The following is a 21,987-nucleotide window of genomic DNA, read 5'->3' on the forward strand; positions in this document are numbered from 1 at the left end:
GAGACACTTTTCTCTCAGCGGTTGGCCTATGGTCGCTGGTGGCTTGGCGTCGTGCGCCTTTGCAGGGCGAGAGATTCGGGTGGGTCGTTCGGGTTTGCGCCGAAATGGGGCGAGCAGCCGATAACCGCAGCCTGAAAGGGGCCATGAGTGCAATCAATTTGGCATGGGACTTGCTCTATTCTGGCTTAGAGGATGCGTAATGCGAGCCTCGGGACAAGGAAAGCGCCATGCAGTCATTAGGTTTGCCGGCGGTGACCGGCTTTGATGAGATGATCGGCTCGGGCAGTGAGGTGCGTCCACACTATACCGGCTACCACGACTGGCTGTTGCAACAGGACCGACAGGTACTACAGCGAAAGCGCAAAGAGGCAGAACTGCAGTTTCACCGGGTGGGGATTACCTTCAATGTCTACGGTGAAGACAGTGGCACCGAACGCCTGATTCCCTTCGATACCTTGCCACGCATTATTCCAGGCGCGGAGTGGCTGCAGCTGGAAAAGGGCGTTATTCAGCGCGTGCAGGCGCTTAACCTGTTTCTGCACGATATCTATCACGACCAGAACATTATCAAGGCCGGGCGGATTCCTGCCGAACAGATCTTTGGCAATGCCCAGTACCAGCCATGCATGCAGGATGTGGATCTTCCCAATCAGGTGTACTCCCAGATCAGCGGGGTAGACCTGATTCGTGATGATGCGGGTACCTGGTATGTGCTTGAGGATAATCTGCGCACCCCGTCCGGGGTGAGCTACATGATTGAAAACCGGCGCATGATGATGCGCCTGTTCCCCGAGCTGTTCGCGCAGCAGACCGTGGCGCCGGTAGAGCACTATCCGACCTTGTTGCTGGAGACCCTGCAGCAGAGCGCTGTCCACAGCCATCCCACGGTAGTGCTACTCACTCCCGGCCGCTTTAACAGTGCCTATTTCGAGCATGCCTTTCTGGCCCAGCAAATGGGGATCGAGTTGGTGGAAGGGGCCGACCTGTTTGTGAAGGACGGTTATGTGTATATGCGCACCACCGCCGGGCCACAGCGGGTAGATGTGATTTACCGGCGTATTGATGATGCGTTTCTGGATCCACTGGCTTTTCGTGCGGACTCCATGCTCGGGGTGCCCGGGCTATTGTCGGTCTATCGTGAAGGGAATGTGGTGTTGGCCAATGCCGTGGGCACCGGCGTGGGGGACGACAAATCCATTTACCCCTATGTGCCGGACATGGTGCGTTTCTATCTGGATGAGGAGCCCATTCTTGCCAATGTGCCGACCTGGCAATGCCGCCGCGAAGCGGAGCTCAAGGAGGTCCTTGCGCGTTTGCCGGAACTGGTGGTCAAGGAAGTCCATGGTGCCGGGGGCTACGGCATGCTGGTGGGCCCGGCGGCGAGCCAGGCAGAAATCGAACAGTTCCGACAGCGGCTGTTAGCCGACCCGGATAATTACATCGCCCAACCAACGCTGTCGTTGTCGACCTGTCCGATTTTTGTCGAGCAGGGCATTGCCCCCCGCCATATCGACTTGCGTCCTTTTGTGCTCAGCGGCCATGACACCCGGGTGGTTCCCGGTGGGCTAACAAGGGTGGCCATGAGAGAAGGGTCGCTGGTGGTGAACTCTTCCCAGGGGGGCGGCACCAAGGATACCTGGGTGCTGGAAGACGGGGAGGCGTCATCATGCTGAGCCGTACCGCATCGGACCTGTACTGGCTGTCACGCTATTTTGAACGGGCGGAGAACACTGCCCGGATGCTGGATGTGGTCTGGAACCTGTCGCTGATTCGTTATGCCGTCGATACCCAGAAGGAGATCGCCGCGCCGTTGGCAATCACCGGGACCCTGGATCACTACGGTGCCCGTTACGGCAAGGTGAGCATCGGTAACATACTGCACTTCTTTACTCTGGATGCGGATAGCCCGGCCAGTATCTACTCGTGTTTCCGGCTGGCCCGTGCAGGCGCCCATGCAGTACGCGGCAAGATTACTGCCGAGATGTGGGAAAGCGTCAACAGCACCTGGCTGGAGCTGCAAGAGATACGCCACATGGGGTTGCAGGCCTACGGTGAAACCGCGTTTTTCGAGTGGGTCAAAAACCGTTCGCATCTGTTTCGGGGTGCCACCTACGGCACTCTGATGCGAAGCGATACCTTTCGATTCTTGCGTTTGGGGACCTTCATCGAGCGGGCGGATAACACCGCAAGGATTCTCGATGTGAAGCATCGTGAAGGGCAGGAGGATTCCAATGCCACAGTGGATTATTACCGCTGGCATGCGCTACTGCGTTCCGTGGGGGCCTATGAGGCCTTTCGTGAAATGTACAGCGAAACCATCAATGCCGAACGGGTTGCCGAGCTGTTGATCCTGAGCCCGGAGGTGCCGAGATCCTTGCTGTCCTGCTTGCAGGAGCTGTGTGACCTGTTGCCCGGGATTGAAGGGGACGCCGGATTGCAGTCCAAGCGGTTGGCCGCGGTACAGCTTGCCCGCCTGCAATATGGCGATCTGGATCATATTGTCGATATTGGTTTGCACGATTACCTGACTGACTTTCTGCGCCGCATCAATGAACTGGCGGACACCATTCAGAGCGAATATCTGGAGCTGGTATGAAACTGTCTATCAATCACCGTACCGAATACCGTTATTCTGAGCTAGTGCAGCATAGCACCCAGTATTTGCGGCTGACTCCCAGGCCCTCTTCGCGTCAGCGCATTCTGAATTGGCAGATGGCCTTGCCGGAATCTGCCGAGCGAGCGTCGGACGGGTACAACAACATTCTCCATGTGCTGACGCTGGATCGCCCCCATCAGGAAATCGCCTTGACGGTGAAAGGCGAAGTGGAGATCACCGATGAAGACGGCGAAGACGCCGATCACCGACTCTCTCCCCTGGTATTCACCCGTTACACCACGCTGACGGAGCCGGATGAGGCGCTGCGGGCACTGGCCTCTGATTTGCCGGGAGACAACATGGGACGCAAGCTGGAGAACCTGAGTGAGACGATCCTGACGGCCATGCCCTTTACCCCGGGGGCAACCGATGTCGCTAGCAGTGCCAGTGCGGCGTACCGGGTCGGCAAGGGTGTCTGTCAGGATCACACTCATGTGTTTCTGGCGTGTTGCCGGGCGCTGGGGATGCCCGCCCGTTATGTCAGTGGCTACCTGTATAGCCAGGACTCGTCCCATGTGGCCAGCCATGCCTGGGCAGAGGTCTGGCAGGACGATAGCTGGCACACCTTTGATGTGACCAACCAGACTCGCCGCCCGCGTCATCATCTCAAGCTGGCGGTGGGCATGGATTATATGGACGCTTGTCCTGTCCGTGGCGTACGCTTTGGCGGCGGGGCCGAGTCCTTGCAGGCAGTGGCGCAAGTGAGCGAACTTGGGCCCGGGGACAATCAGTAAGGCACTTCAGGGAAAACAGAGATGACCTATTGTGTGGCGATGGCGTTGCAGGACGGGCTGGTTTTCGCAGCGGACTCGCGCACCAATGCGGGGGTGGACCAGATTGCCACTTACCGCAAGTTGCATAAATTCCGAGTCGATGATGAGCGACTGATCGTGATTCTGTCAGCGGGAAATCTGGCCACGACGCAAAGTGTCGTCAGCTTGTTACAGATGCGTTTGAACAGTGACAGGAAGCACCTGTTCGGAGTGTCCTCGATGTACGATGTCGCCACCCTTGTGGGTAGCACCAGTCGTGAGGTTCTCAAACGTGATGCCGGACTGAATCAGGGCACGGTGGATTTTGGCAGCAGCTTCATTGTTGGTGGCCAGATTCGCGGGGAGCAACCGCGTCTGTTTCTGGTGTACCCGGAAGGCAACTTTATCGAGTGCACTCCCGACACGCCGTATTTTCAGATTGGCGAAAACAAATACGGCAAGCCGATTCTTGATCGGGTAGTGCAGTACGACCTGCCACTGAAACAGGGAGCCAAATGCGCCCTGATCAGTCTGGATTCCACCATCCGTTCCAACCTGTCAGTAGGCCTGCCGCTGGATGTATTGATCTACGAGCGCGACAGTTTTGGCGGTGGTCGCCACCATGATGTGACCAGTGACAATGACAGTTTCCGCAGTCTGGGCGACGCCTGGTCTCAGGGCCTGAGAGAGGCTTTTGCCAAGCTGCCGGACATGGAGTGGTAGCGGCGAGGCAACGCGAGCCCTGAATATAAACAGGGCTCGTTCTGGCATCATGGCGCTACTTGTCGTCTACATTGTCGTAGAACATATAGCGCGCGGTTTCATACTGGCCCCGTGCCAGCTCAAACAATTGCTGGAAGATCTCCGGCTGCTGTTCAGCGTAATCCTTGTAGGGATCTTCCTCATCCAGCCTGTGCAGGGTGGCATTGCTGCCGTCGTGATTCATTCGCACAAACCAGTCTTTGGTAATGGCACCGTACACCGGTTGCGGGCCTTCCTGGAGTACCAGGAAGCTGGCGCGCTCACCCTCAGCTGCCGGGATCTGGAAATCACGGCCCAGGGTGGTGTTGTGGTATTCCAGCCCGGCGAGGCCGGCCACCGTGGGCATTACATCCACCAGACCGACAACGTCATCGATGACTCGTGGTTCAAGGAGCTTGGGAGCATAGATCATGTGCGGGACATGGTTACTTTCCAGCCCCAGCTTTTCCATGGCTGGCACCATGTGAGGTAGTGTCGTAATGCGATTGTTATGGTCACCAAAAAATACGAAAAGTGTGTTGTCAAAATAGTCGCTGGTACGTGCCATTTTCATATATTCGCCAATGTTGTAATCCAGCAGGCGAACGGCGTTGTATTGGGCATTGCTGCGGAAACCATTGGCGGCCAGCTTGTCTTCGGCGACATCACGGCGCTCAAAATCCCCATTGTTGGCGGGAATCGTAAACGGGCGATGGTTGCCGGCGGTTTGGATAAATGCAAAAAACGGCTGATCTGAAGGGACTGCATCAAGAATTTCATGCGACTCGCGGAACAGTTCCAGATCGGAGATTCCCCAGACATCCACATTGGGTGCTTTCCAGTCGCCTTCCTCGTACAGTTCGAGCCCATCGATGCTCTGTTGAACCAGCCCATTGATATTGGCCCAGCTGGCATTCCCGCCCACAAAATAGAATTTCCGGTAGCCCTTGAAGCCATTGAGAACCATGCGCTGATGACTGATAAGCGGGTTACGGCTGGCGCTTTCAGTCGGCGCCACATCGGGGATACCGGTAAAGGTTGCCCAGATTGTCTTGGCCGTGCCGGTGACGGGAACATAGAAGTTGGGGAAGAACCAGCCTTGTTCGGCAATGCTGTCCAGATTGGGGGTTGGGTCAAAAGGAGTACCGTAAGCTCCCACCCGACTGGCGCCAAGTGATTCGAGCATGACAAAAACCACATTGGGAGGCTGTGAGGTATCCAGCTTGTGAGGCTGGATCTCTACTCGCCGGTCAAAGTTGAGGTCCTTACGTTGAGCCGGATCAATCCCCAGGTATTCCGCGATCAGAGGGTAGTAGCGTGTTACCGTTTCCTTGTCATAGGGAGACGCCGGGATCAGGGTAGTATCGTAGAAATACAGCACGGGATTCAGGCCAAGGGCGCCGAGTGCTTTATCGCCGCTCAGGAAGGCTTCGCTCCAGCGAAGCGGTATCGGATTGGCAAAGTTAATGTTGCTGACTCGCCCAAGGATGGCGAAGAAAAACAGTATAAAGCAGACCACAAAACCGATAGCGATCTGTCCTTTGCCGATGCGGGTGGCGGGGCGCTGCAGTAGCTTGCGTTCCAGTATCAATGCCACCCAAAAGGTTAGCCCGGTAAGGGCAAACCAGGCCAGCGTGATCCAGACAACGGGGTAGCTTTCCCAGACCATTTGGGTAGAGATGGCAGTGTCTTGCAGAAAGCGTAGAGCGGTGACATTCAACCTGACCCCTAGATAGGCGTAGTGACCCATATCCAGAAAATGGGTGAGCACTAGCAGCAGCAGGGCAAGCAAGAGGTAGGTGTGTGCCACGAAACGCATGGCTGCACTGGTTAGTAGATTAAAACGAGGGAACCAGGCCAGAGCTGCAAGAGGCAGCATCATCAGCAGTGCCAACCGTAAATCGAAGCGCAAGCCAATGCCCCAGGCATTCCACACCGTGGAGCTGGTGTAGTCCGGATTGCCTGAAACCTCAGAAAAACCGAAATGAAAAATGGCACGCAATGTGACCATCAGCCCGAAAAACAGGGCGGTAATCGCCAACAGATAGTGAAGACGGCGGGACTTCATCCAGCTCATGGGTAACTCCAGGTTGCAGGCCGAAAGTGAGGCCAACGATGAACGCAAAACAGGCGACTATGCTACCGGGATGAGGGACCTCGCGCATGGATTATTGGTCAGGTGCGGTGTTAATTTGATCAACATTGCTCGGAATGTCGTGTATCACCGGTGGTTTGTCCCGATTTCGCCTTTTCCTGCCGTTGGACCGATGCTATCAAAGAGCGCCTTAATAACTTTGGCGATCGCCATAGCTGCAGGAGAAGCATGATGACCTTTGATGAGATTCTGGCCACGGTGGACGGCAACGGCAATGGCATCCTGCCTGAAGGCTGGGGACAGGGCCGGGCTTTGTTTGGTGGCCTGGTCGGCGCGGTGCTTTTCGAACATCTGGTCAAGAGCGTTGCCGGGGGGCGCCCCTTGCGCAGTTTCTCTCTGTCATTTGTTGCGCCGGCGGCGCCAGGGCCGGTGTCACTGCGTAGCGAGGTCCTCAGAGAGGGCAAGTCTGTGATGCAGGCATTGGTATCCGCGAGCCAGGATGAACAGGTGGTTTCGACCATGCTGGTGAGCCTGGGGGCTGCCCGGGACTCGGCTGTGGCCGTTGCCGGTCCTGCGGCACCCTCTATGCCTGGACCGGAGAAGAGCATGAGATTGCCGTTCATCAAGGGACTCACGCCGGACTTTCTGGACCACTTTGATATCCGCTATGCGAAGGGTATGCCGCCATTCAGCGGCAGTCAGGCCCCGGACTTTGCCGGCTATATGGGCTTCAAAACGGCGCCATCTGTAATGACCACGGCAGCACTGATCGCGCTGGTGGATACCTGGCCCCCCTCGGTATTACCCATGCTCAAGGGGCCTGCACCCGCGAGTTCATTGACTTGGACGATGGAGCTGCTTGACGATCCGGCAACTCGTTCCGCCGATACCCTGTGGCAATATCAGGTGCATACGGACCAGTGTAGCGATGGTTACGGACAAAGCCGCGCGACCATCTGGGATGGTGATGGAAATCCGGTGGCGCTGAGCCGTCAGACCTTTACGGTATTTGCATGAAACAGGAATTGCCAGCAGTCACGCAGAAGAGACTCGGGCCACAAGTGCCCAGACGAGGCCACTGGTTGTTGGCGAGGCTGGGGCAGTTGATCCTGCGGTTAATGGGCTGGCGAATTGTGGGAATTCTGCCCAATGTGGACACAGCGGTCCTGGCTGTGGCGCCTCATACCTCTAATATCGATGGCCTCATTGGGCTGAGTGCGATCCAGTCTTTGCGTGTGCATGTGCGCTTTATGGGCAAGCACACCCTGTTTGAAGGCCGACTTGGCAAGCTGATGTATTGGCTGGGTGGTATCCCTGTCAATCGGGAGAGTGCCACTGATCTGGTAGAGCAGACCGTAGCGGTCATACAACAAGCACCATGCTGGTTGGGGATTGCTCCGGAAGGCACCCGCAAAGGGGCGGAGCGGTGGAAAACCGGGTTTTATCGCATTGCTGAAGCACTGGATGCGCCGATCGTAGTGCTAGGCTTCTGCTACCGCCGCAAACAAGTCCGCATTGTCGGTACGGTACAACCGAGCGGCGATATGGAGCGTGATCTGGCGAGCATGGTGGAGATGCTGGTGGATGTCGTGCCCCGGCATCCTGAGCGAATATCCCGGCCATTCAATGACAAAACGCCATTACCCTGAGCGGCTTTGTTTCTCCTGCATGCGCTGCAGGAACTCTTCACGCCGCTGCGCGGATTGAAGGGCAAAAGCCAGTGGGCGGTGGAGTTCGTTCAGCAATGCCATGTCGCTTTCCTCAAAGCTGTGGCTACTCGCCACTTCGATGATCCCCAATGGTTGTTCCCCCTGATGCAGTGGCCATAGTAATACTGCGCCTGGCACGCGTTTTCCTTCTCCAACCTCTAGATCCAGGTACCCCTCAGGAACACTGTGTTGCTGGAGGGGGATTTTTTGCTGTAATGCGGCGCCAAGCAGGGATTCGTCTCTTTGCAGGTTTTTGCGCTCTTCCGCTTGGGCACTAAGCCCCCAGCTGGCGTGCCTGATCAGCCGCTCCTCTTCCAGAATATAGGCCGCTCCTGCCTTTGCGTTGATCTGGTCTACCAGGTACCCGAGCACTTTTTGAAGCAGTTCTGCAGATGTTAGATTCCCTGCAATCTTTTCCATAAAGTGATTCAGTTGCTGCTGCCGATAGGTGTCTCTTTCCACTTGTTCACGCCACAGGCGCAGTTGGCGTGATTCATTGTCCAACAGCAGGTGATTCGCAAAGTTTCGGCGTGCACCGACATCAAGGATGTAGCCGTTGACGGTACAGATAATCAACGGGATTGCGAAGAACAGCATCATTGGTAACAGCGGCAGGGAAACGTGAAGTGCCAGGCTGCCCAACAAGGCTATGGCAAGCGCAACCAGACAGGTAATCAGGGTTTGCCGGGGTGGCAGCCGCAGAATAGAAAAACCGATAATGAGAAGATAGATGGTTTCAAAAGCGGCGATTTGTCCTGCGAAAGATCCATTTAGATAAATCGCGCCCAACAGTGCCCCACTGATCGACAGCCCCAGTGACAGATACATGATGGCGACAGCCAGTGGCTTGAGCCAGGAAAGTCGAGTCGATGCCCACAAACCCATGAGCGCCAGGGCGATGGGATAAACCCCAAAATTTCGCCATAGCGTCATTTCTTCAGAGCGGATCAGGACCATCACTGGCAACACGACTAACAGGTAGATGCCCGTGAGCAAGTAAACGGACTGGTGGATCAGCACGCGCGCACGACGATAGGCATACGCCAGGTAGTGTTTTTCCCGCGCTGGATCGAAGTTCACCATGGTGGTGTTAAGCGACTGGCGTAGAGTGTTTACCTGTTGCTCGGTCAGCGCATCGGACATGTCTGTAGCCATGGGGATCCTGTTGTTGTTATGTGCTGTCTGTGCCCGAGAGTGTAGCAATGATTCCCGGTAGTATTTCCTGTGACAGGATAAGCGGTTATTGTCTACCGATGGTACCTATCGTCAACGAATGAACAGGAACAAACATGACCGATACTGCCCGTTTTGAACAAGCCCAGAAAGATGTAAAAACGCTGGAGCGTAAGCCTTCCAATGATGACTTGCTGTTTCTTTACTCTCATTACAAGCAGGGAAGCGCCGGGGACGTTTCTGGTAAACGCCCGGGGATGCTCGACATGGTTGGCCGAGCAAAGTATGACGCTTGGGCTAAACTGAAGGGTATGTCTTCTGATGATGCCCGGCAGAAGTACATAACCAAGGTTGAAAGCCTACTTGAATCCCACAAGGGTTGAGGCGGTTTTCTTGCTCTGTAACAGCTGGGCTTTGCCCAGCTGTGCCTCTCCCGCAAGATTCCGGTAATAGCGCTTCATTGCGGGGAGTTCTTCAGTGAGCGCAATGCGCACTTGATGGCGCGCTGTTTTAAGATCCTGGTTGAGTTTGGCTTTACGGGATTCCATGGCCGCTTTTCGTGCCTCAAGTTGTGCAGGCAGGGCGGTGCCTCCCAGTTGGTCGAGCCGGTTATTGAGGCGGTTCAGCCGGTCTTGGGCTTCTGCCAGTTGTTGCTGGAGCTCGATGGCATTGGGCGCATTGGCAATAATGCGTTTCAGATCTTCTATTTCTTGTTCTGTTGCCGTTTTTTCCATGTTGGCCGCAGTTCGAAAGGCGCCGTTGGACAAGTCCCGGGCGGTGGCATGCTGAATGGCATTGTTCAGCGATGTTTCTTCTTCTCTCAGGCAGCGTATCCGCTCATTGGCTGCCATCAGTTTGCGGGTCGCGGGAAGCACCTGGCTTTGTTCATCCCGGACCATAGCCAATACCAACTGGTCCATAACGGTTGTGCTGTTGCCCGCGACCGTATTGGTCATTGTCCGGTATAGCCGGTCGGGGTTGGCCTCCAGCTCGTTGAGGGCCTTCAGGTTTTCTGCAGCTTTGTTCAGTGCCAGGTTATAGAGGGGTAGAGCCTGGGCGTAGGCACCCTGGTTGCGCCAGTCATCACCAGCCAAAACCAGTCCGGATACTGCTCTGGGATTCCCTGGAAAGCGCGCTGCGGTGCGCAGTAACCAGGCGCGGGCCTGTTCTTCATTACCGTCCCGGCGATAACTCTCTGCGAGAAGAAGTGCTGCGTCCACGGCAGCGGGGCTGTTTTGCTCGATCTGACTGAGTTGGGTGCGAGCAAAAGCGGTATCGCCATCACGCAGCGCCATGGCCGCTAACCGCAGGCGGGCATAGTTGCCAAGAATCGGTTTATTGATGCTGTTGCTTTGCTGGTTGTAGTGAATCAGTGGTGAAACTTGTGAGGCATCGGCACGGCTGTCGAGGAGGGCGATCACTGAACGGTCAGACTGCGCCAATGCCACACCAGTCTGCGGGTGTTCCGACACGCAAGTAGCGGCCTGAACCTGGGTGGACAGGGCCAAAAGGACTGCCATTACGAGCCTGGGGGCGGATTTGTCCATATAAATCATCATCAGCAGATCTACATTATTAGCGTTATTTGATCCTGCGCTCATCGGCTCGCAATCGTTGCGGGCAGAGAAAGCCTGTCTCTGAGTTTGTCCATTATGGTGCGCTATCAGCCGTCGCAGGGCAGGAACTGCATCACAGGACACTGCACAATTTTGGGCATCCTGTCGATTTCATCCTCCCGGTTATCCCTGCGCTGAACCAGGCGAGCGCCGGCATTGTCCGGTCTTGGGTAATTCCATGAAGCGGGACTGTGCAGGGCAAGCCGTACTAGGAAATTGGCTTGATGAGTGACTTCAGCAGGTCTCGTACGAAACGATGGCGGTTGACCAATAGAGAAATGAAAATCAGTACACAGCCTGCAAGTTGTGTCGGGTTCATGGTTTCGTCAAACCAGGCAGCGGCAATCAGGGCTGTCCACACCGGCTCCAGTACCATAATCACGACCGCGTGACTTTGCAGAGAGAGACTTTGTGCATATGTTTGTACCAGAAAGCGTACTGCTGTCCCGACGGTAGCGCTCAGGATCACCCAGACCAGTAGCATGGGGGTCACTTGTTGCCAGGTCGTCCGCCAGGGTTCGAACACCGCTGAAAGCGCGCCGGTTACCCCTCCTACCACAGCCAAAACCACAGAGGTTAATACCAATGCGGGTATTCTTGCCTGTTCGTGGGTCTGGCCATTGCGCCCGGTGACGGCAATGGTATTGGCTGCCCGGGTATTGAGATTGAAGTACAGAGCGAAGATGGTGGCCGCGGCCACAAAGAACAGCTGCCCAGGTTGCGGATTGAGCCCATGTTGCAGTGACAGCATGGCAAGCCCGGCCACCGCCACAGGCAATGCAAGCCAGGTACTGGTGGGGACAGGTTCGGCAAAGAGCAGGCGACCGATAATAGGCACCAGCACGACGCCCAGGCTGGTCAGAAAAGCACCTTCACCTACATGGCTTCCCACCGCCAACCCCATTACCCAGCAGCTCATGGCGATCCCAAAAACCAGCCCCACACGGATGCAGCGGAGCAGTTGAGCCTTGCTCAAAAGCCTTAGTTGTGGCCAGGCCACCAGGCTGAGAATTGCGGAGGCAAGCAGGAATCGGACAGCCATGAACAAGAGCGGCGGCATGCTGAGCACTGCTTCCTTGGAGAACATCCAGCTGATGGCCGCGAGCAGGGTCACAATCAACAACAGCAGGTCGGCTTTGTGTGCGTTTTGCAGGGGCACCGATGTGATTCCACGACGAGACAAGAGGGGAGGCGATGTTAGCATAGGCGAACTTTTCCCACGCCGTAATCTACGCCATGGTTATGGTCGAATGGGTCATCATCGAGAGCATCGAGGGGAGTTGCTGGATGAGCTGGTCACGTGGCTGGCGTGAGCGGCGGGATGCCCGCAGGGTGCGCCGCATGGGATTCACGGCCGAGGATTGGGAAGCGGCGATTGCCGACTGGCCGCTGCAGGCCCGTTATCAGGGGGCTGAGCGACAGGCCCTGATGACCCTTTCCCTGCGGTTCCTGGCGCGCAAGAGCGTAGCCAGTGGTGGTGGGTTCGCTGTGACCGATGCCATGTGTCTGAAGGTGGCTACCATGGCCTGTGTGCCCATTCTCAAGCTGGGCCTTGAGTGGTATGACGGTTGGTATACGGTGATTCTTTACGAAGGGGCTTTTATTCCCAATCGTCCGCATCGCACTGACGATGGCGTGGTGCATGGCCGTGGGCCGGTGTTGTCCGGCGAGGCCTGGCATCAGGGGCCGGTCATCCTGTCGTGGGAAGCCGTTTGCGAGGCGGGGGGTGCAAGTAACGTGGTAATTCATGAAATGTCCCACAAGCTGGACATGCGCCGCAACGGCGCCAATGGCTCCCCGCCCCTGCACCCGGGGATGGACCAACGTCAATGGCATGACACCTTCACACGCTGTTATGAGGCTCTTCACCGGGACTATGTGACACAGCGCCACATGCCTGTCGATGCCTATGCGCTTACCGGGCCTGGTGAGTTCTTCGCCGTGTGCAGCGAGGCCTTCTTTGAGTCACCGGACAGCCTGTACCGGGACTGGCCCGCCTTGTACCGTTTGTTGGCACAGTTCTACCGACAGGGAGAGCGCCCATGAAGTACATCTTTGAAGTCACCATGAAGCCGGGGTTCAGCGTTGAGGAATACGCTCGTGGCTGGGTGGAAGCCAGTGAAATCATTCAACAGTCTGCCGGGGCGAAAGGCACTTTTCTGCATCGCAAGATAGGTTGTGAGGATACCGTGTTGGCGGTGGCGCACTGGCAGAGCAAGGCTTATCGCGATGCCAAGGATGACAGCCGCAGTGACAAGGTCAAAGCGATTCTCGCCAGGCATGCCGAGGTCGTTGAGGTGAAGGTGATCGGAGAATACGAAGACCCGGAGTGGCAGGTGTTGCCAGACTGAGCCGCGACCTGGTCAGCCACCGCTAAGGTAGCTGACCAGTCTCAGGTATTGCCGCGGTGGGCGGGTCAGGGTGAGGGCCCGGCGCAGGCCTGATAGACGTTCATGTCGGTGAACAGCCCCACCGCCGAAGCCATGTCCAGACGAACCGTATCGAAGCTTTGGTCGCTGTCCACATACAGGAACTGTTGTGGGCTGCCCGGCCAACCGATCAGGTGCAGGCTGATCAGGCTGCTGGTCTTGTTGGAGGCGACCAGCTTGCCGTCATTCAGCAGGGCGACGGTAAACTGGTTCAACAGCCCGGCACTGAGCAGGGCGCCTGCGCTGGGGTTGAGAACAAAGCCGGCACGGTTCTGGCCATGGAAGGTCTGGCCGCTGTCCACATTCAGTCGGGCGCCGCCGAGCAGGCCCAGTGTCACATGCATCTGGGCGGCAGTGGCTTCATTGCCGTCAATGGCTTTGCCAGTGTTGAAAACGCCGCAGCCGATACAGATCAGACCGAAGTCTCCGCCCTGCGCCGAGGCAGCAGGGGCCATTAGCGGTGACAACCCGCTCCCGAAGCTGCCGCTGCAGGTGAACTGGGTGTCGCAGGCGTCACCGTTGCCATCGTCGTCGGTATCTGTCTGGCTGGCGTTGGGCGTAGCGGGGCAGTTGTCATTGCCGTTATCGACGCCGTCGCCATCGCTGTCGCTATCGCAGCTGTCGCCTTCACCATCATGGTCGGCATCGGCCTGATCCGGATTGTGTACCAGTGGGCAGTTGTCGGCTCCATCATCGTGGCCGTCACCATCACTGTCGGTGCTGCTGTCGCAGGCATCGCCGATGCCATCGGTGTCGCCATCTTCCTGACCTGGATTGGCCTGTAACGGGCAATTGTCGCTGTCGTCATCGACGCCATCGTTGTCGTTGTCTGTGTCGCAGCTGTCACCGGTACCGTCGCTGTCCACATCCGACTGGTTGGCGTTGGCGATCCACGGGCAGTTGTCGGCGCTGTTTTCCACGCCGTCGTCGTCCTGATCGTTGTCACAGAGGTCGCCCAGTCCGTCGCTGTCCGTGTCGTGCTGGTCTGCGTTGGCAATCAGGGGGCAGTTGTCGCTTTCGTCAGGGGTGCCATCCGCGTCACTGTCGTCGTCACAGGCATTCCCCAAACCGTCACTGTCGGTATCCAGCTGATCCGCGTTACTGGTTAGCGGGCAGTTATCCGTATCGTTGTCGATACCGTCGTTGTCGTTGTCAGTGTCGCAAACGTCACCGCTGCCATCGTTGTCGTTGTCCGCCTGATCCGCATTGGCCACCTGGGGGCAGTTATCGGTGTCGTCACCGAGGCCATCATTATCGCTGTCGGTCAGGGTGTCGCAGGCATCGCCACTGCCATCACCGTCGGTATCCAGCTGGGTTGGATTGCTGATGGCGGGGCAGTTGTCGTCTCCGTCGGCAATGCCGTCACCGTCGCTGTCATCGTCACAGGCATCACCGAGACCATCACTGTCGGTATCGGTCTGTGAGGCATTGGGCAGGGCCGGACAGTTGTCCGCGCCATTATCGACGCCATCGCCGTCGCTATCGTCATCGCAGGTATCGCCGAGGCCGTCGCTGTCAGCATCGGCCTGGCTCGCATTCGCGATGGCCGGACAATTGTCGGTGTCGTTGTTGAAGCCGTCGCCGTCGCGGTCGTCGTCACAGGCGTCACCGTTGCCGTCGTGATCGGTGTCAGTCTGATCAGCGTTGGCGACGAGTGGGCAATTGTCCAGGGTGTTATCGACACCGTCGCCATCACTGTCGGTATCACAGCTATCGCCTTGACCATCGCTATCGATATCGGCCTGGTCAGCATTGGCCAGCAACGGACAATTGTCCGTGCTGTCGGGGATACCATCGCCATCAGCGTCGGTATCACATTGGTTGCCTATCCCGTCGCCATCCAGGTCTGCCTGGTTGACATTGCTGACCATCGGGCAGTTGTCGGCGTCATCATCTATGCCATCGCCGTCACTGTCAGTGTTGGCGTCACAGGCGTCGCCGAGGCCATCGCTGTCAGTGTCCAGCTGGGAAGGATTGGCAATGAGAGGGCAGTTATCGCCCAGATCCGGGACACCGTCCTGGTCGTCGTCGGCATCACATACATTGCCCTGACTATCCAGATCGGTGTCGGTCTGATCGGCATTCGCCACTAGCGGGCAGTTATCCTGATCATCACTGACGCCATCGTCATCGGTGTCGCTGTCACACACATCGCCCAGCCCGTCGTTGTCCAGGTCCTGCTGGTCAGGGTTACCTGTCAGTGGGCAATTGTCACTGCTGTTATCGACGCCATCACCGTCGCTGTCGTTGTCGCAGGCGTTGCCGTTACCGTCATTGTCGGTGTCCAGTTGGCTGGCATTGGCGACAGCAGGGCAGTTGTCGGTGCCGTCGTCGATGCCATCACCGTCGCTATCGGTGTTGGCGTCGCAGGCATCACCGGTGCCGTCCAGATCGCTATCAATCTGGTCAGGGTTGGCAATAGCCGGGCAGTTGTCTGTGAGGTCGGGAATGCCATCTCCATCCACATCGGTATCACAGATATCACCGAGCCCATCTCCGTCAATATCTTGTTGGACAGGATTGGCGATGCCGGGGCAATTATCGGTGTCGTTATCGTGACCATCGCCATCGATATCATTATCACAGGCGTTGCCGATGCCATCGTTATCGGTGTCCTGCTGGGTGGGGTTGCTGGCAAGAGGGCAGTTATCGACGGGATCCTGGATGCCGTCGTTGTCCTGATCATTGCTGTTGGCTGTCTGCAAGCCGTTGCTGTTGCGATTATCGCCCTCATCAGCATTACAGCCACTCAGGCCGAACACGGTGACTACCAGCAAGGGCAGTAGCAAGAAGCGTAGTGTCGTGGCCATGGTTATTCCCCCTGTTCCATAACGCGAAACTCAACGCGGCGATTCATGGCACGGCCTGAGGCGGTGCGGTTGTCGGCCACAGGCTCTGATTCCCCGTACCCTTTGGCGCTCAAACGGGCACCGTCAATGCCTTGCTGGATCAGGTATTGACGGACGGCGCGGGCACGCTGATCGGACAAGGTCTGGTTGTAGGCCGCAGAACCGGTGTTGTCAGAATGCCCGGCAATTTCTATATGGATGTCGGTTTGGGATCGCAAGGCTTGCACCAGTGTGTCCAGCGGCTGGCGAGAACCTGGGCTGATACGGGCTGCGTTAAGTTCAAAATTGATGTTGTTGAAAGTGATGGTCTGGTTGACGATCATGCAGCCATTGGCGTCAACACGTGCGCCAGCAAGAGTGTTGGGGCATTGGTCGCGCTCATCACTTATGCCATCGTGATCGCTATCGAGAAACGGTTTCTCGACAATACGTTCCACTTCACGGGTTTGGTAAACTACGCGCTCGATGACGCGCACACGGGTGTAACCCAGCGGGACTTCAACGCCAACAGAAAAGCGCCAATCGCCATAATTACCCACAGATGCGCTTGGCGAAGAGTCTGATTGGCTATTGTCGTTATAGAGATAGCGTGCTTCGGCTCGCAGTTTGAGCCCATTTTGGAACAGCGGACCGCTGACGACACCGAGCCCGGCATTGGCATGGAAATGCGCACCATCATCGTCATCAGGGATAACGTCGCTGTACATGACGCCAATGGCACCGACAGCGAATGGGGTAAAACCCTTGCGATCACTGAAAGCATAGAGCAACCCGGTGGTCAGACCGGCCTGGTAAAAATCGGTGCTGCCGCTAACGCCTGATTCCAGATTGTAGCCGGCCAGTTCCGTTTCCCACCACACCCGAGGTTTCCACTGCCGGCCATACTGCAACCCCATGCCAATCCCGTTTCTGGCGATCTCCCTCTCGCGGTCCGGTACAAGGTAATGCAGCTGTGTGCTCAGATATTGACGTGGCTGTGCCTCCTCGATGATGTCCGTAGTCCCTTCCTGACCCCGGCTGTCTTCAGCCAGCATCGTTTGCGTTTCATCAGCATGCAGCATGGCTGGAAAGACAAGCGCCCCCCAAAGTGCTGATGCGGTAAAGAGAGGTTTGGAGCCTGTAAAGCAGAAAGCAAAGCCGTTTTGAAGAGAGGAGCGTGGTGCCGTCATATAACCTTCCCTAGTTATTTTGCGGCGAGGATTATGTGAATTAGTTCACGCTGCGTACATTGTCATAATGGGCAATTTTTTTGTTAATTTGGGCACTTCGGTGAGTAGGGTAATGGGATGTTCTAATGATTGGTTTTGCGGCCAGTACTATTGGTTTAGTGGCTGGTTAGCTAAAGGGATTAATTTGATAGAGACAGCCTAAGGTGAGTGCGAGTGCAGGAACTTCTAGTGGGCTGACGTGTCCAGGGACGCTGACCATTCAAGTAACTTCTCTTTGAGCTGCTCCAGGGTAACGGGTTTGGCAACATGGTCGTTCATGCCGCAGGCAAAGCACCGCTCGCGATGCTCAGTGGTGGCATGAGCCGTCAGAGCCACGACAGGAAGTGGGGGCCGAGAGCGTTGCTGTTCCAGACGGCGAAGAAGACGTGTGGTCTCGTATCCATCTAACCCCGGCATTTCACAGTCCATCAGGACCAGATCGGGTAAGGCATCGGCGTTTTGCAGCAGCTCCAGTGCTTCCTCTCCGCAACTTGCAAGGGTGACGGAGACGGAGAGTTTCTTTAGTAATGCGCCGATGACCATCTGATTCACGGCATTGTCCTCAACCACCAGGACGTTCATGCCCTCAGTACCGTACTGACCGGAGCGCTCTTGCGGCGAATCATTCTTGTTGCTACGTCGCAGGGGAACGGTCAGGGTGAATGTGGAGCCTTTGTCTTTCTTGCTGTTGGCTTCAAGGTTACCTTTCATAAGTTCAGCCAGTTGCCTAGAGATCGCCAGCCCGAGCCCTGTGCCTCCGTATTTCCGTGAGGTTGAACTGTCAGCCTGCTGGAAGGATTGAAAAAGACTGCCCAGTTCCTGCCTGTTCATGCCGATACCTTCATCGATAACCTGGCAACTGAGCAGTAATGTGTCTCGCTCCAGGCCATCTGCGGCACGGGCGCGCAGTGTTATGGTGCCGGCCTCCGTGAATTTGACCGCATTAGAGAGCAAATTGAGAAGGATTTGACGCAGCCGGGTAGGGTCGCCCTCAACCCATTCCGGCACCTGATCATCCCAGTCACTGATCAGCCGAAGGTCTTTATTTTCGGCATTGGCATGGAAGATCATCAGGCAGTCTTCCAACAGTCGGTGGAGGTTGAAGCTGCTGACTTCCAGCTGCAGTTTTCCTGAACTGATTTTGGAGAAATCGAGGATGTCGTTGATCACGTTAAGCAGACTTCCACCGGCGCTGTAGATGGTTTCCACATAGTTGCGCTGGGTAGCATCCATACGTGTGCCACGCAGAAGATCTGCCAAGCCCAATACCGCATTCATCGGGGTGCGAATTTCATGGCTCATTTTTGCCAGAAAGTCGCTCTTGGCATCGTTTTCGGCCTGGGCGCGAACGATTTCCTGTTGGCGTTGCAGGCTTTCGTTCTTCAACGTTCGCAGCCGGCCGGCCAATCCGAAGGATAACAATACCTGTTGCATGACCAGGCCGATTTGTACCCCGGTGACATTGAGCAGCCCCGGCAAGCTGATGGCTCCATAGGCGCCCAGTGCCAGTAACATCACCGTGACAAGGAACATGCTCCAGGCAAGCACAAAAATACGTGCTTCCGGGCGACCCTGGAACAGACTGAAGAGTCCGGACAGCAGTAATAAGGCGAGTGTTATCAAGGCGACCCCGCCCTGCATGGCGGCGACGGTGCCAGGGGGGGTCGATAGCAGGGCGATGATGATGCCCACCTGAATGCAGGAGGTGGCCAGTAATAGACGGTCGAGCCACTGCCATTGGCGAGTGTGCAGATAATCTCGGGCAAACAATAGCCCGGAAAGCAGGGTCAGATAACCGAACATGTGATTGGCAGACTGAGGTACCACCCAGTCATCCATCCAAAGGCGATGAAGAATTCCTTGCAGGGTGGCTACATACAGGGTGGCGGAAGCAACATGCAAGACATAGAAACGACTGCTCTTTTCTTTGCCTCCGAGCCACAGCACGAGGTGATAGAACAATAGTCCCAGGGCGATGCCATAAAAGCCTCCCATCAGCCACTCATTGGTGCTTTGCTGTTCGATGAAGGGTTCCCTGCCAATCAGGCTGACGGGCACGGTCATGGCACTGGTAAGGGTGTGGATTCGCAGGTAAAGCGTTCGGGGAACCGCAGGTTGCAAGGTAAAAGGCAAGGTGAAGCTGCGAATTTTTACCGGACGCATGTTGAACGGCAGCGTGTCCCCCATTCGTGAAAATGACACCCCGTTTTCGTCCACGAGATAGAAATCCACCTGATCGAGGACGGCGTAATCCACCTGTAGCCAGAGGGCCAGCTCATCGTGCCCGGTATTCACAAAGCGAACCCGAAACCAGCAGGCATCCCTGCGGTAACCAAAATTGATCTGCTGGCGATTCACGGGTTGATAAGGGGCCTGACGGGCCTCGGCGAGGCTGGCAGTAGCGTTTCCGTCGCACCAGCTTTGCATTGACGGACCAAGTTGACGTGTTGAGACAGGATCCTGCAGGTTAAGGATGGTGATGCCCGCAGCGGAAGCAGGCATGGCCACCGTAAGTAGCAGGCCTATCGGCAGCAGCAACAGCAGCAGTGCTCTGACTGGCATCGGTCTCTCCCTGTGGCCTGTCAGTGTGGCGGCTGACGGCGCATCCCTGCTTTTTCTTATGTTCTCCATGTTCGCGCAACTGGTCGATTGTGGCCAGTACAGAAACCACCAGTGGTACGACGGGAGTGGCCGCTGAGGCAGAACTCAGGGAGAGGCAGAGAAACAGAGGGCCGGGCAATGGGGAGGGTGTTAGTCGGGTAATCAAAGCAAAGGGGGAGTCTGTCGCTGCATGGACTCGGAAAAGAACCCGGACGGAACGGGGCAGGATCCGCCCGGGTGTTTCTTCTATGGCGACAATCAGCCTTCAGGGAGCGTGATGTTGAGCTCGAGAATCTCGCAACCGGATTCACGATCCAGCTGGATATTCACCGCGTCCTGGTCTACGGGGACATATTTGCGCACCACTTGCAGCAACTCTTCCTGTAACTGAGGCAGGTAGTCGGGGCCACCGCGGGTAGAGCGCTCGCGGGCAACGATGATCTGCAGGCGTTCCTTGGCCACTGAGGCCGAGGTCTGCTTCTTCGGCAACAGATAACTGAAAATACTCATGATCAGCCCCCAAACAGACGGCCGAACAGACCTTTCTTGTTAACGGTAGTGAAACGGTGCGGCAGCTGGTCGCCAAGGAATCGGGCGACGGCGTCACTGTAGGCCTGGCCTGCATCGGAGTCAGTGTCCAGAATCACCGGGCTGCCGGCATTGCTGGCATTGAGAACGGCCTGGGATTCAGGCACCACGCCGAGAAGTTCAATGGCCAGAATTTCCTGCACATCTTCCACTGACAGCATCTCGCCTTTTTCGACCCGTTCCGGTGAATAGCGGGTCAGCAGCAGGCGGGCAGGGATGTCCCCTTTGCCTTCCTCGGCGTGCCGGGTCTTGCTGGCCAGAATACCGATCATGCGATCAGAGTCGCGCACGCTGGAGACCTCCGGGTTGGTCACTACCACCGCTTCGTCGGCAAAGTAGGCTGCCATCAGCGCACCTTTCTCGATACCGGCAGGGCTGTCGCAGATGATGTAGTCCATCTGCATGTCTTCGCGCAGGGCACGGAACACGCCTTCAACGCCTTCCTGGGTCAGCGCATCCTTGTCGCGGGTCTGGGAGGCAGGAAGGATGAACAGGTTGTCCACCTTTTTGTCCTTGATCAGTGCCTGCTTGATGTTGGCATCACCATTGATCACGTTGACCAGGTCGTAAACCACCCGGCGTTCGCAGCCCATGATCAGGTCCAGGTTACGCAGGCCCACATCAAAATCAATCACGGTTGTCTTGAAACCACGCAGGGCTAGCCCGGTTGCCAGTGCGGCGCTGGTGGTGGTTTTGCCGACGCCACCCTTGCCGGATGTCACGACCACGATCTTTGTCACGCTCTTCTCCTTCGCTGTCTTCCCTGAGCGCTATTTCAGCGCGGTAAAATGCATTGCCTCGCCCTGCAGGGACAGGTGCACAGGCTGGTTTCGGTGTGCATCGGGCAGGTCTTCGGCTACCCGATAGTGGCCAGCAATGGAAACCAGTTCGGCATTCAGTTGCTGGCAGAAAATCCGTGCGCTGCTGTCGCCACGTACCCCGGCAAGGGCGCGGCCGCGCAAGTTGCTGTATACGTGGATATTGCCTTCGGCCATGAGTTCCGCGCCGGTACTCACCGGAGCGAGAACAATCATGTCGCCACGGCTGTAGACTTGTTGACCGGAACGCACCGGTTGCTCGACCACCAGGGTTTCCACTCGCTCGGAGTGTTGGCTGGTATCCGCTGTGCTGGCGTCAGCGGCGGGCTCGGTGCGGCGGGGGACATCCCGCCCGCCGGCCAGACTGAGGGTGCCCAGACCGAGCGTGCTGGCGGTGTCGATGTCGATACGGTCTGTGCGCGCCAGTGCAACCAGGTTCACCCCCAGGTTACGCAGGGTGTCCACGGCGGGCATCAGATTCACATGGTCGATCTCGAGATCGCTGTGAATGTCGATCACCACCGGCGCTTCCTGAAGCCACTGGGCAGCGTCCTCAAGGCGTTGGCTGATTTCCTGGTGTAACTGGTTGGCATCCAGTGTGCGGAGCTGAAGGACCGTCATCATCAGCATGCGGCCCTTGAATTCAATTACCGATTTTTCTTCGACGACTGCTGTCATTCCTGACCTGTAGATCCTGGGGGCGAGGCGCGTTGTGCGCGGGCGAGGCCCGGTGGGGCAGAATTGGGCAAAGC

The 21,987-nt window shown here is 56.9% G+C and carries 19 protein-coding genes; 9 read left to right on the forward strand and 10 right to left on the reverse strand.

Features of this window, described 5'->3' with window-relative positions; genetic code table 11:
* The first annotated feature begins 227 nt into the window (after positions 1-227).
* Genes Q672_RS20145 through Q672_RS20160 form a run of 4 tightly spaced genes read left to right on the forward strand, consistent with a single transcriptional unit; the run spans position 228 to position 4,131 of the window.
* The gene (locus tag Q672_RS20145) at positions 228-1,673 is read left to right on the forward strand and encodes a circularly permuted type 2 ATP-grasp protein (protein WP_022984219.1); all 1,446 of its coding nucleotides are present in this window, start codon (positions 228-230) and stop codon (positions 1,671-1,673) included.
* Positions 1,667-2,596 (forward strand): alpha-E domain-containing protein, encoded by a 930-nt coding sequence (locus Q672_RS20150; RefSeq protein WP_022984220.1) that lies wholly within the window; start codon positions 1,667-1,669, stop codon positions 2,594-2,596. The genes Q672_RS20145 and Q672_RS20150 overlap by 7 nt, the downstream gene beginning before the upstream one ends.
* A complete protein-coding gene (locus Q672_RS20155) occupies positions 2,593-3,390 on the forward strand; it encodes a transglutaminase family protein (protein ID WP_022984221.1) in 798 nt (265 codons plus the stop codon). Before Q672_RS20150 ends, Q672_RS20155 begins: the two co-directional genes overlap by 4 nt.
* 21 nt (positions 3,391-3,411) lie before the next feature.
* Positions 3,412-4,131 (forward strand): proteasome-type protease, encoded by a 720-nt coding sequence (locus tag Q672_RS20160; protein WP_022984222.1) that lies wholly within the window; start codon positions 3,412-3,414, stop codon positions 4,129-4,131.
* 55 nt (positions 4,132-4,186) lie between these two features.
* Here the strand turns inward: Q672_RS20160 and Q672_RS20165 are convergent, their stop codons facing one another.
* Positions 4,187-6,226, reverse strand: a complete 2,040-nt coding sequence (locus Q672_RS20165) for an LTA synthase family protein (protein ID WP_022984223.1) — start codon at positions 6,224-6,226, stop codon at positions 4,187-4,189.
* 246 nt (positions 6,227-6,472) lie between these two features.
* Here Q672_RS20165 and Q672_RS20175 point away from each other — a divergent pair, with 246 nt between their 5' ends.
* Both Q672_RS20175 and Q672_RS20180 read left to right on the forward strand, forming a co-directional pair.
* Entirely contained in the window at positions 6,473-7,261 is a 789-nt protein-coding gene (locus Q672_RS20175) for an acyl-CoA thioesterase (protein WP_235047179.1), read from the forward strand.
* The gene (locus tag Q672_RS20180; protein WP_035481688.1) at positions 7,258-7,893 is read left to right on the forward strand and encodes a 1-acyl-sn-glycerol-3-phosphate acyltransferase; all 636 of its coding nucleotides are present in this window, start codon (positions 7,258-7,260) and stop codon (positions 7,891-7,893) included. The genes Q672_RS20175 and Q672_RS20180 overlap by 4 nt, the downstream gene beginning before the upstream one ends.
* Here the strand turns inward: Q672_RS20180 and Q672_RS20185 are convergent.
* Positions 7,885-9,036 carry a GAF domain-containing protein gene (locus Q672_RS20185; protein ID WP_235047180.1) on the reverse strand — a complete coding sequence of 384 codons (1,152 nt, stop codon included), beginning with the start codon at positions 9,034-9,036 and terminating at the stop codon, positions 7,885-7,887. The two genes, Q672_RS20180 and Q672_RS20185, sit on opposite strands and share 9 nt — an antisense overlap.
* A gap of 206 nt (positions 9,037-9,242) precedes the next feature.
* On the opposite strand from Q672_RS20185, the gene Q672_RS20190 reads away from it, so the two are divergent.
* Positions 9,243-9,509 (forward strand): acyl-CoA-binding protein, encoded by a 267-nt coding sequence (locus tag Q672_RS20190; RefSeq protein WP_022984228.1) that lies wholly within the window; start codon positions 9,243-9,245, stop codon positions 9,507-9,509.
* On the opposite strand, the gene Q672_RS20195 is transcribed toward Q672_RS20190, so the two are convergent.
* Both Q672_RS20195 and Q672_RS20200 read right to left on the reverse strand, forming a co-directional pair.
* Positions 9,486-10,646 (reverse strand): tetratricopeptide repeat protein, encoded by a 1,161-nt coding sequence (locus tag Q672_RS20195; RefSeq protein ID WP_233552392.1) that lies wholly within the window; start codon positions 10,644-10,646, stop codon positions 9,486-9,488. The two genes, Q672_RS20190 and Q672_RS20195, sit on opposite strands and share 24 nt — an antisense overlap.
* Before the next feature lie 304 nt (positions 10,647-10,950).
* Positions 10,951-11,901 carry a DMT family transporter gene (locus tag Q672_RS20200; RefSeq protein ID WP_022984230.1) on the reverse strand — a complete coding sequence of 317 codons (951 nt, stop codon included), beginning with the start codon at positions 11,899-11,901 and terminating at the stop codon, positions 10,951-10,953.
* A gap of 128 nt (positions 11,902-12,029) precedes the next feature.
* Here Q672_RS20200 and Q672_RS20205 point away from each other — a divergent pair, with 128 nt between their 5' ends.
* Together Q672_RS20205 and Q672_RS20210 are read left to right on the forward strand one after the other, a co-directional pair.
* The gene (locus Q672_RS20205) at positions 12,030-12,788 is read left to right on the forward strand and encodes a zinc-dependent peptidase (protein ID WP_022984231.1); all 759 of its coding nucleotides are present in this window, start codon (positions 12,030-12,032) and stop codon (positions 12,786-12,788) included.
* A complete protein-coding gene (locus Q672_RS20210; protein ID WP_022984232.1) occupies positions 12,785-13,093 on the forward strand; it encodes an antibiotic biosynthesis monooxygenase family protein in 309 nt (102 codons plus the stop codon). The genes Q672_RS20205 and Q672_RS20210 overlap by 4 nt, the downstream gene beginning before the upstream one ends.
* A gap of 65 nt (positions 13,094-13,158) precedes the next feature.
* Here the strand turns inward: Q672_RS20210 and Q672_RS20215 are convergent, their stop codons facing one another.
* The 6 genes from Q672_RS20215 to minC all read right to left on the reverse strand — a co-directional run bounded on the left by Q672_RS20215 (position 13,159) and on the right by minC (position 21,913).
* On the reverse strand, positions 13,159-15,981 hold the full coding sequence (locus Q672_RS20215) for a thrombospondin type 3 repeat-containing protein (protein WP_022984233.1): 2,823 nt from the start codon (positions 15,979-15,981) through the stop codon (positions 13,159-13,161).
* A gap of 2 nt (positions 15,982-15,983) precedes the next feature.
* Positions 15,984-17,189, reverse strand: a complete 1,206-nt coding sequence (locus Q672_RS20220; RefSeq protein ID WP_022984234.1) for an OmpA family protein — start codon at positions 17,187-17,189, stop codon at positions 15,984-15,986.
* A gap of 225 nt (positions 17,190-17,414) precedes the next feature.
* Entirely contained in the window at positions 17,415-19,790 is a 2,376-nt protein-coding gene (locus Q672_RS20225) for a hybrid sensor histidine kinase/response regulator (protein ID WP_160169799.1), read from the reverse strand.
* Positions 19,791-20,087: 297 nt separating this feature from the next.
* A complete protein-coding gene (gene minE, locus Q672_RS20235; protein ID WP_022984237.1) occupies positions 20,088-20,339 on the reverse strand; it encodes a cell division topological specificity factor MinE in 252 nt (83 codons plus the stop codon).
* A gap of 2 nt (positions 20,340-20,341) precedes the next feature.
* Entirely contained in the window at positions 20,342-21,157 is an 816-nt protein-coding gene (gene minD / locus Q672_RS20240) for a septum site-determining protein MinD (RefSeq protein WP_022984238.1), read from the reverse strand.
* A gap of 30 nt (positions 21,158-21,187) precedes the next feature.
* A complete protein-coding gene (gene minC / locus Q672_RS20245) occupies positions 21,188-21,913 on the reverse strand; it encodes a septum site-determining protein MinC (RefSeq protein WP_022984239.1) in 726 nt (241 codons plus the stop codon).
* Positions 21,914-21,987: the final 74 nt, after the last annotated feature.

Source organism: Alcanivorax sp. P2S70 (genome assembly GCF_000475295.1).
GTDB lineage: Bacteria > Pseudomonadota > Gammaproteobacteria > Pseudomonadales > Alcanivoracaceae > Alcanivorax > Alcanivorax profundi.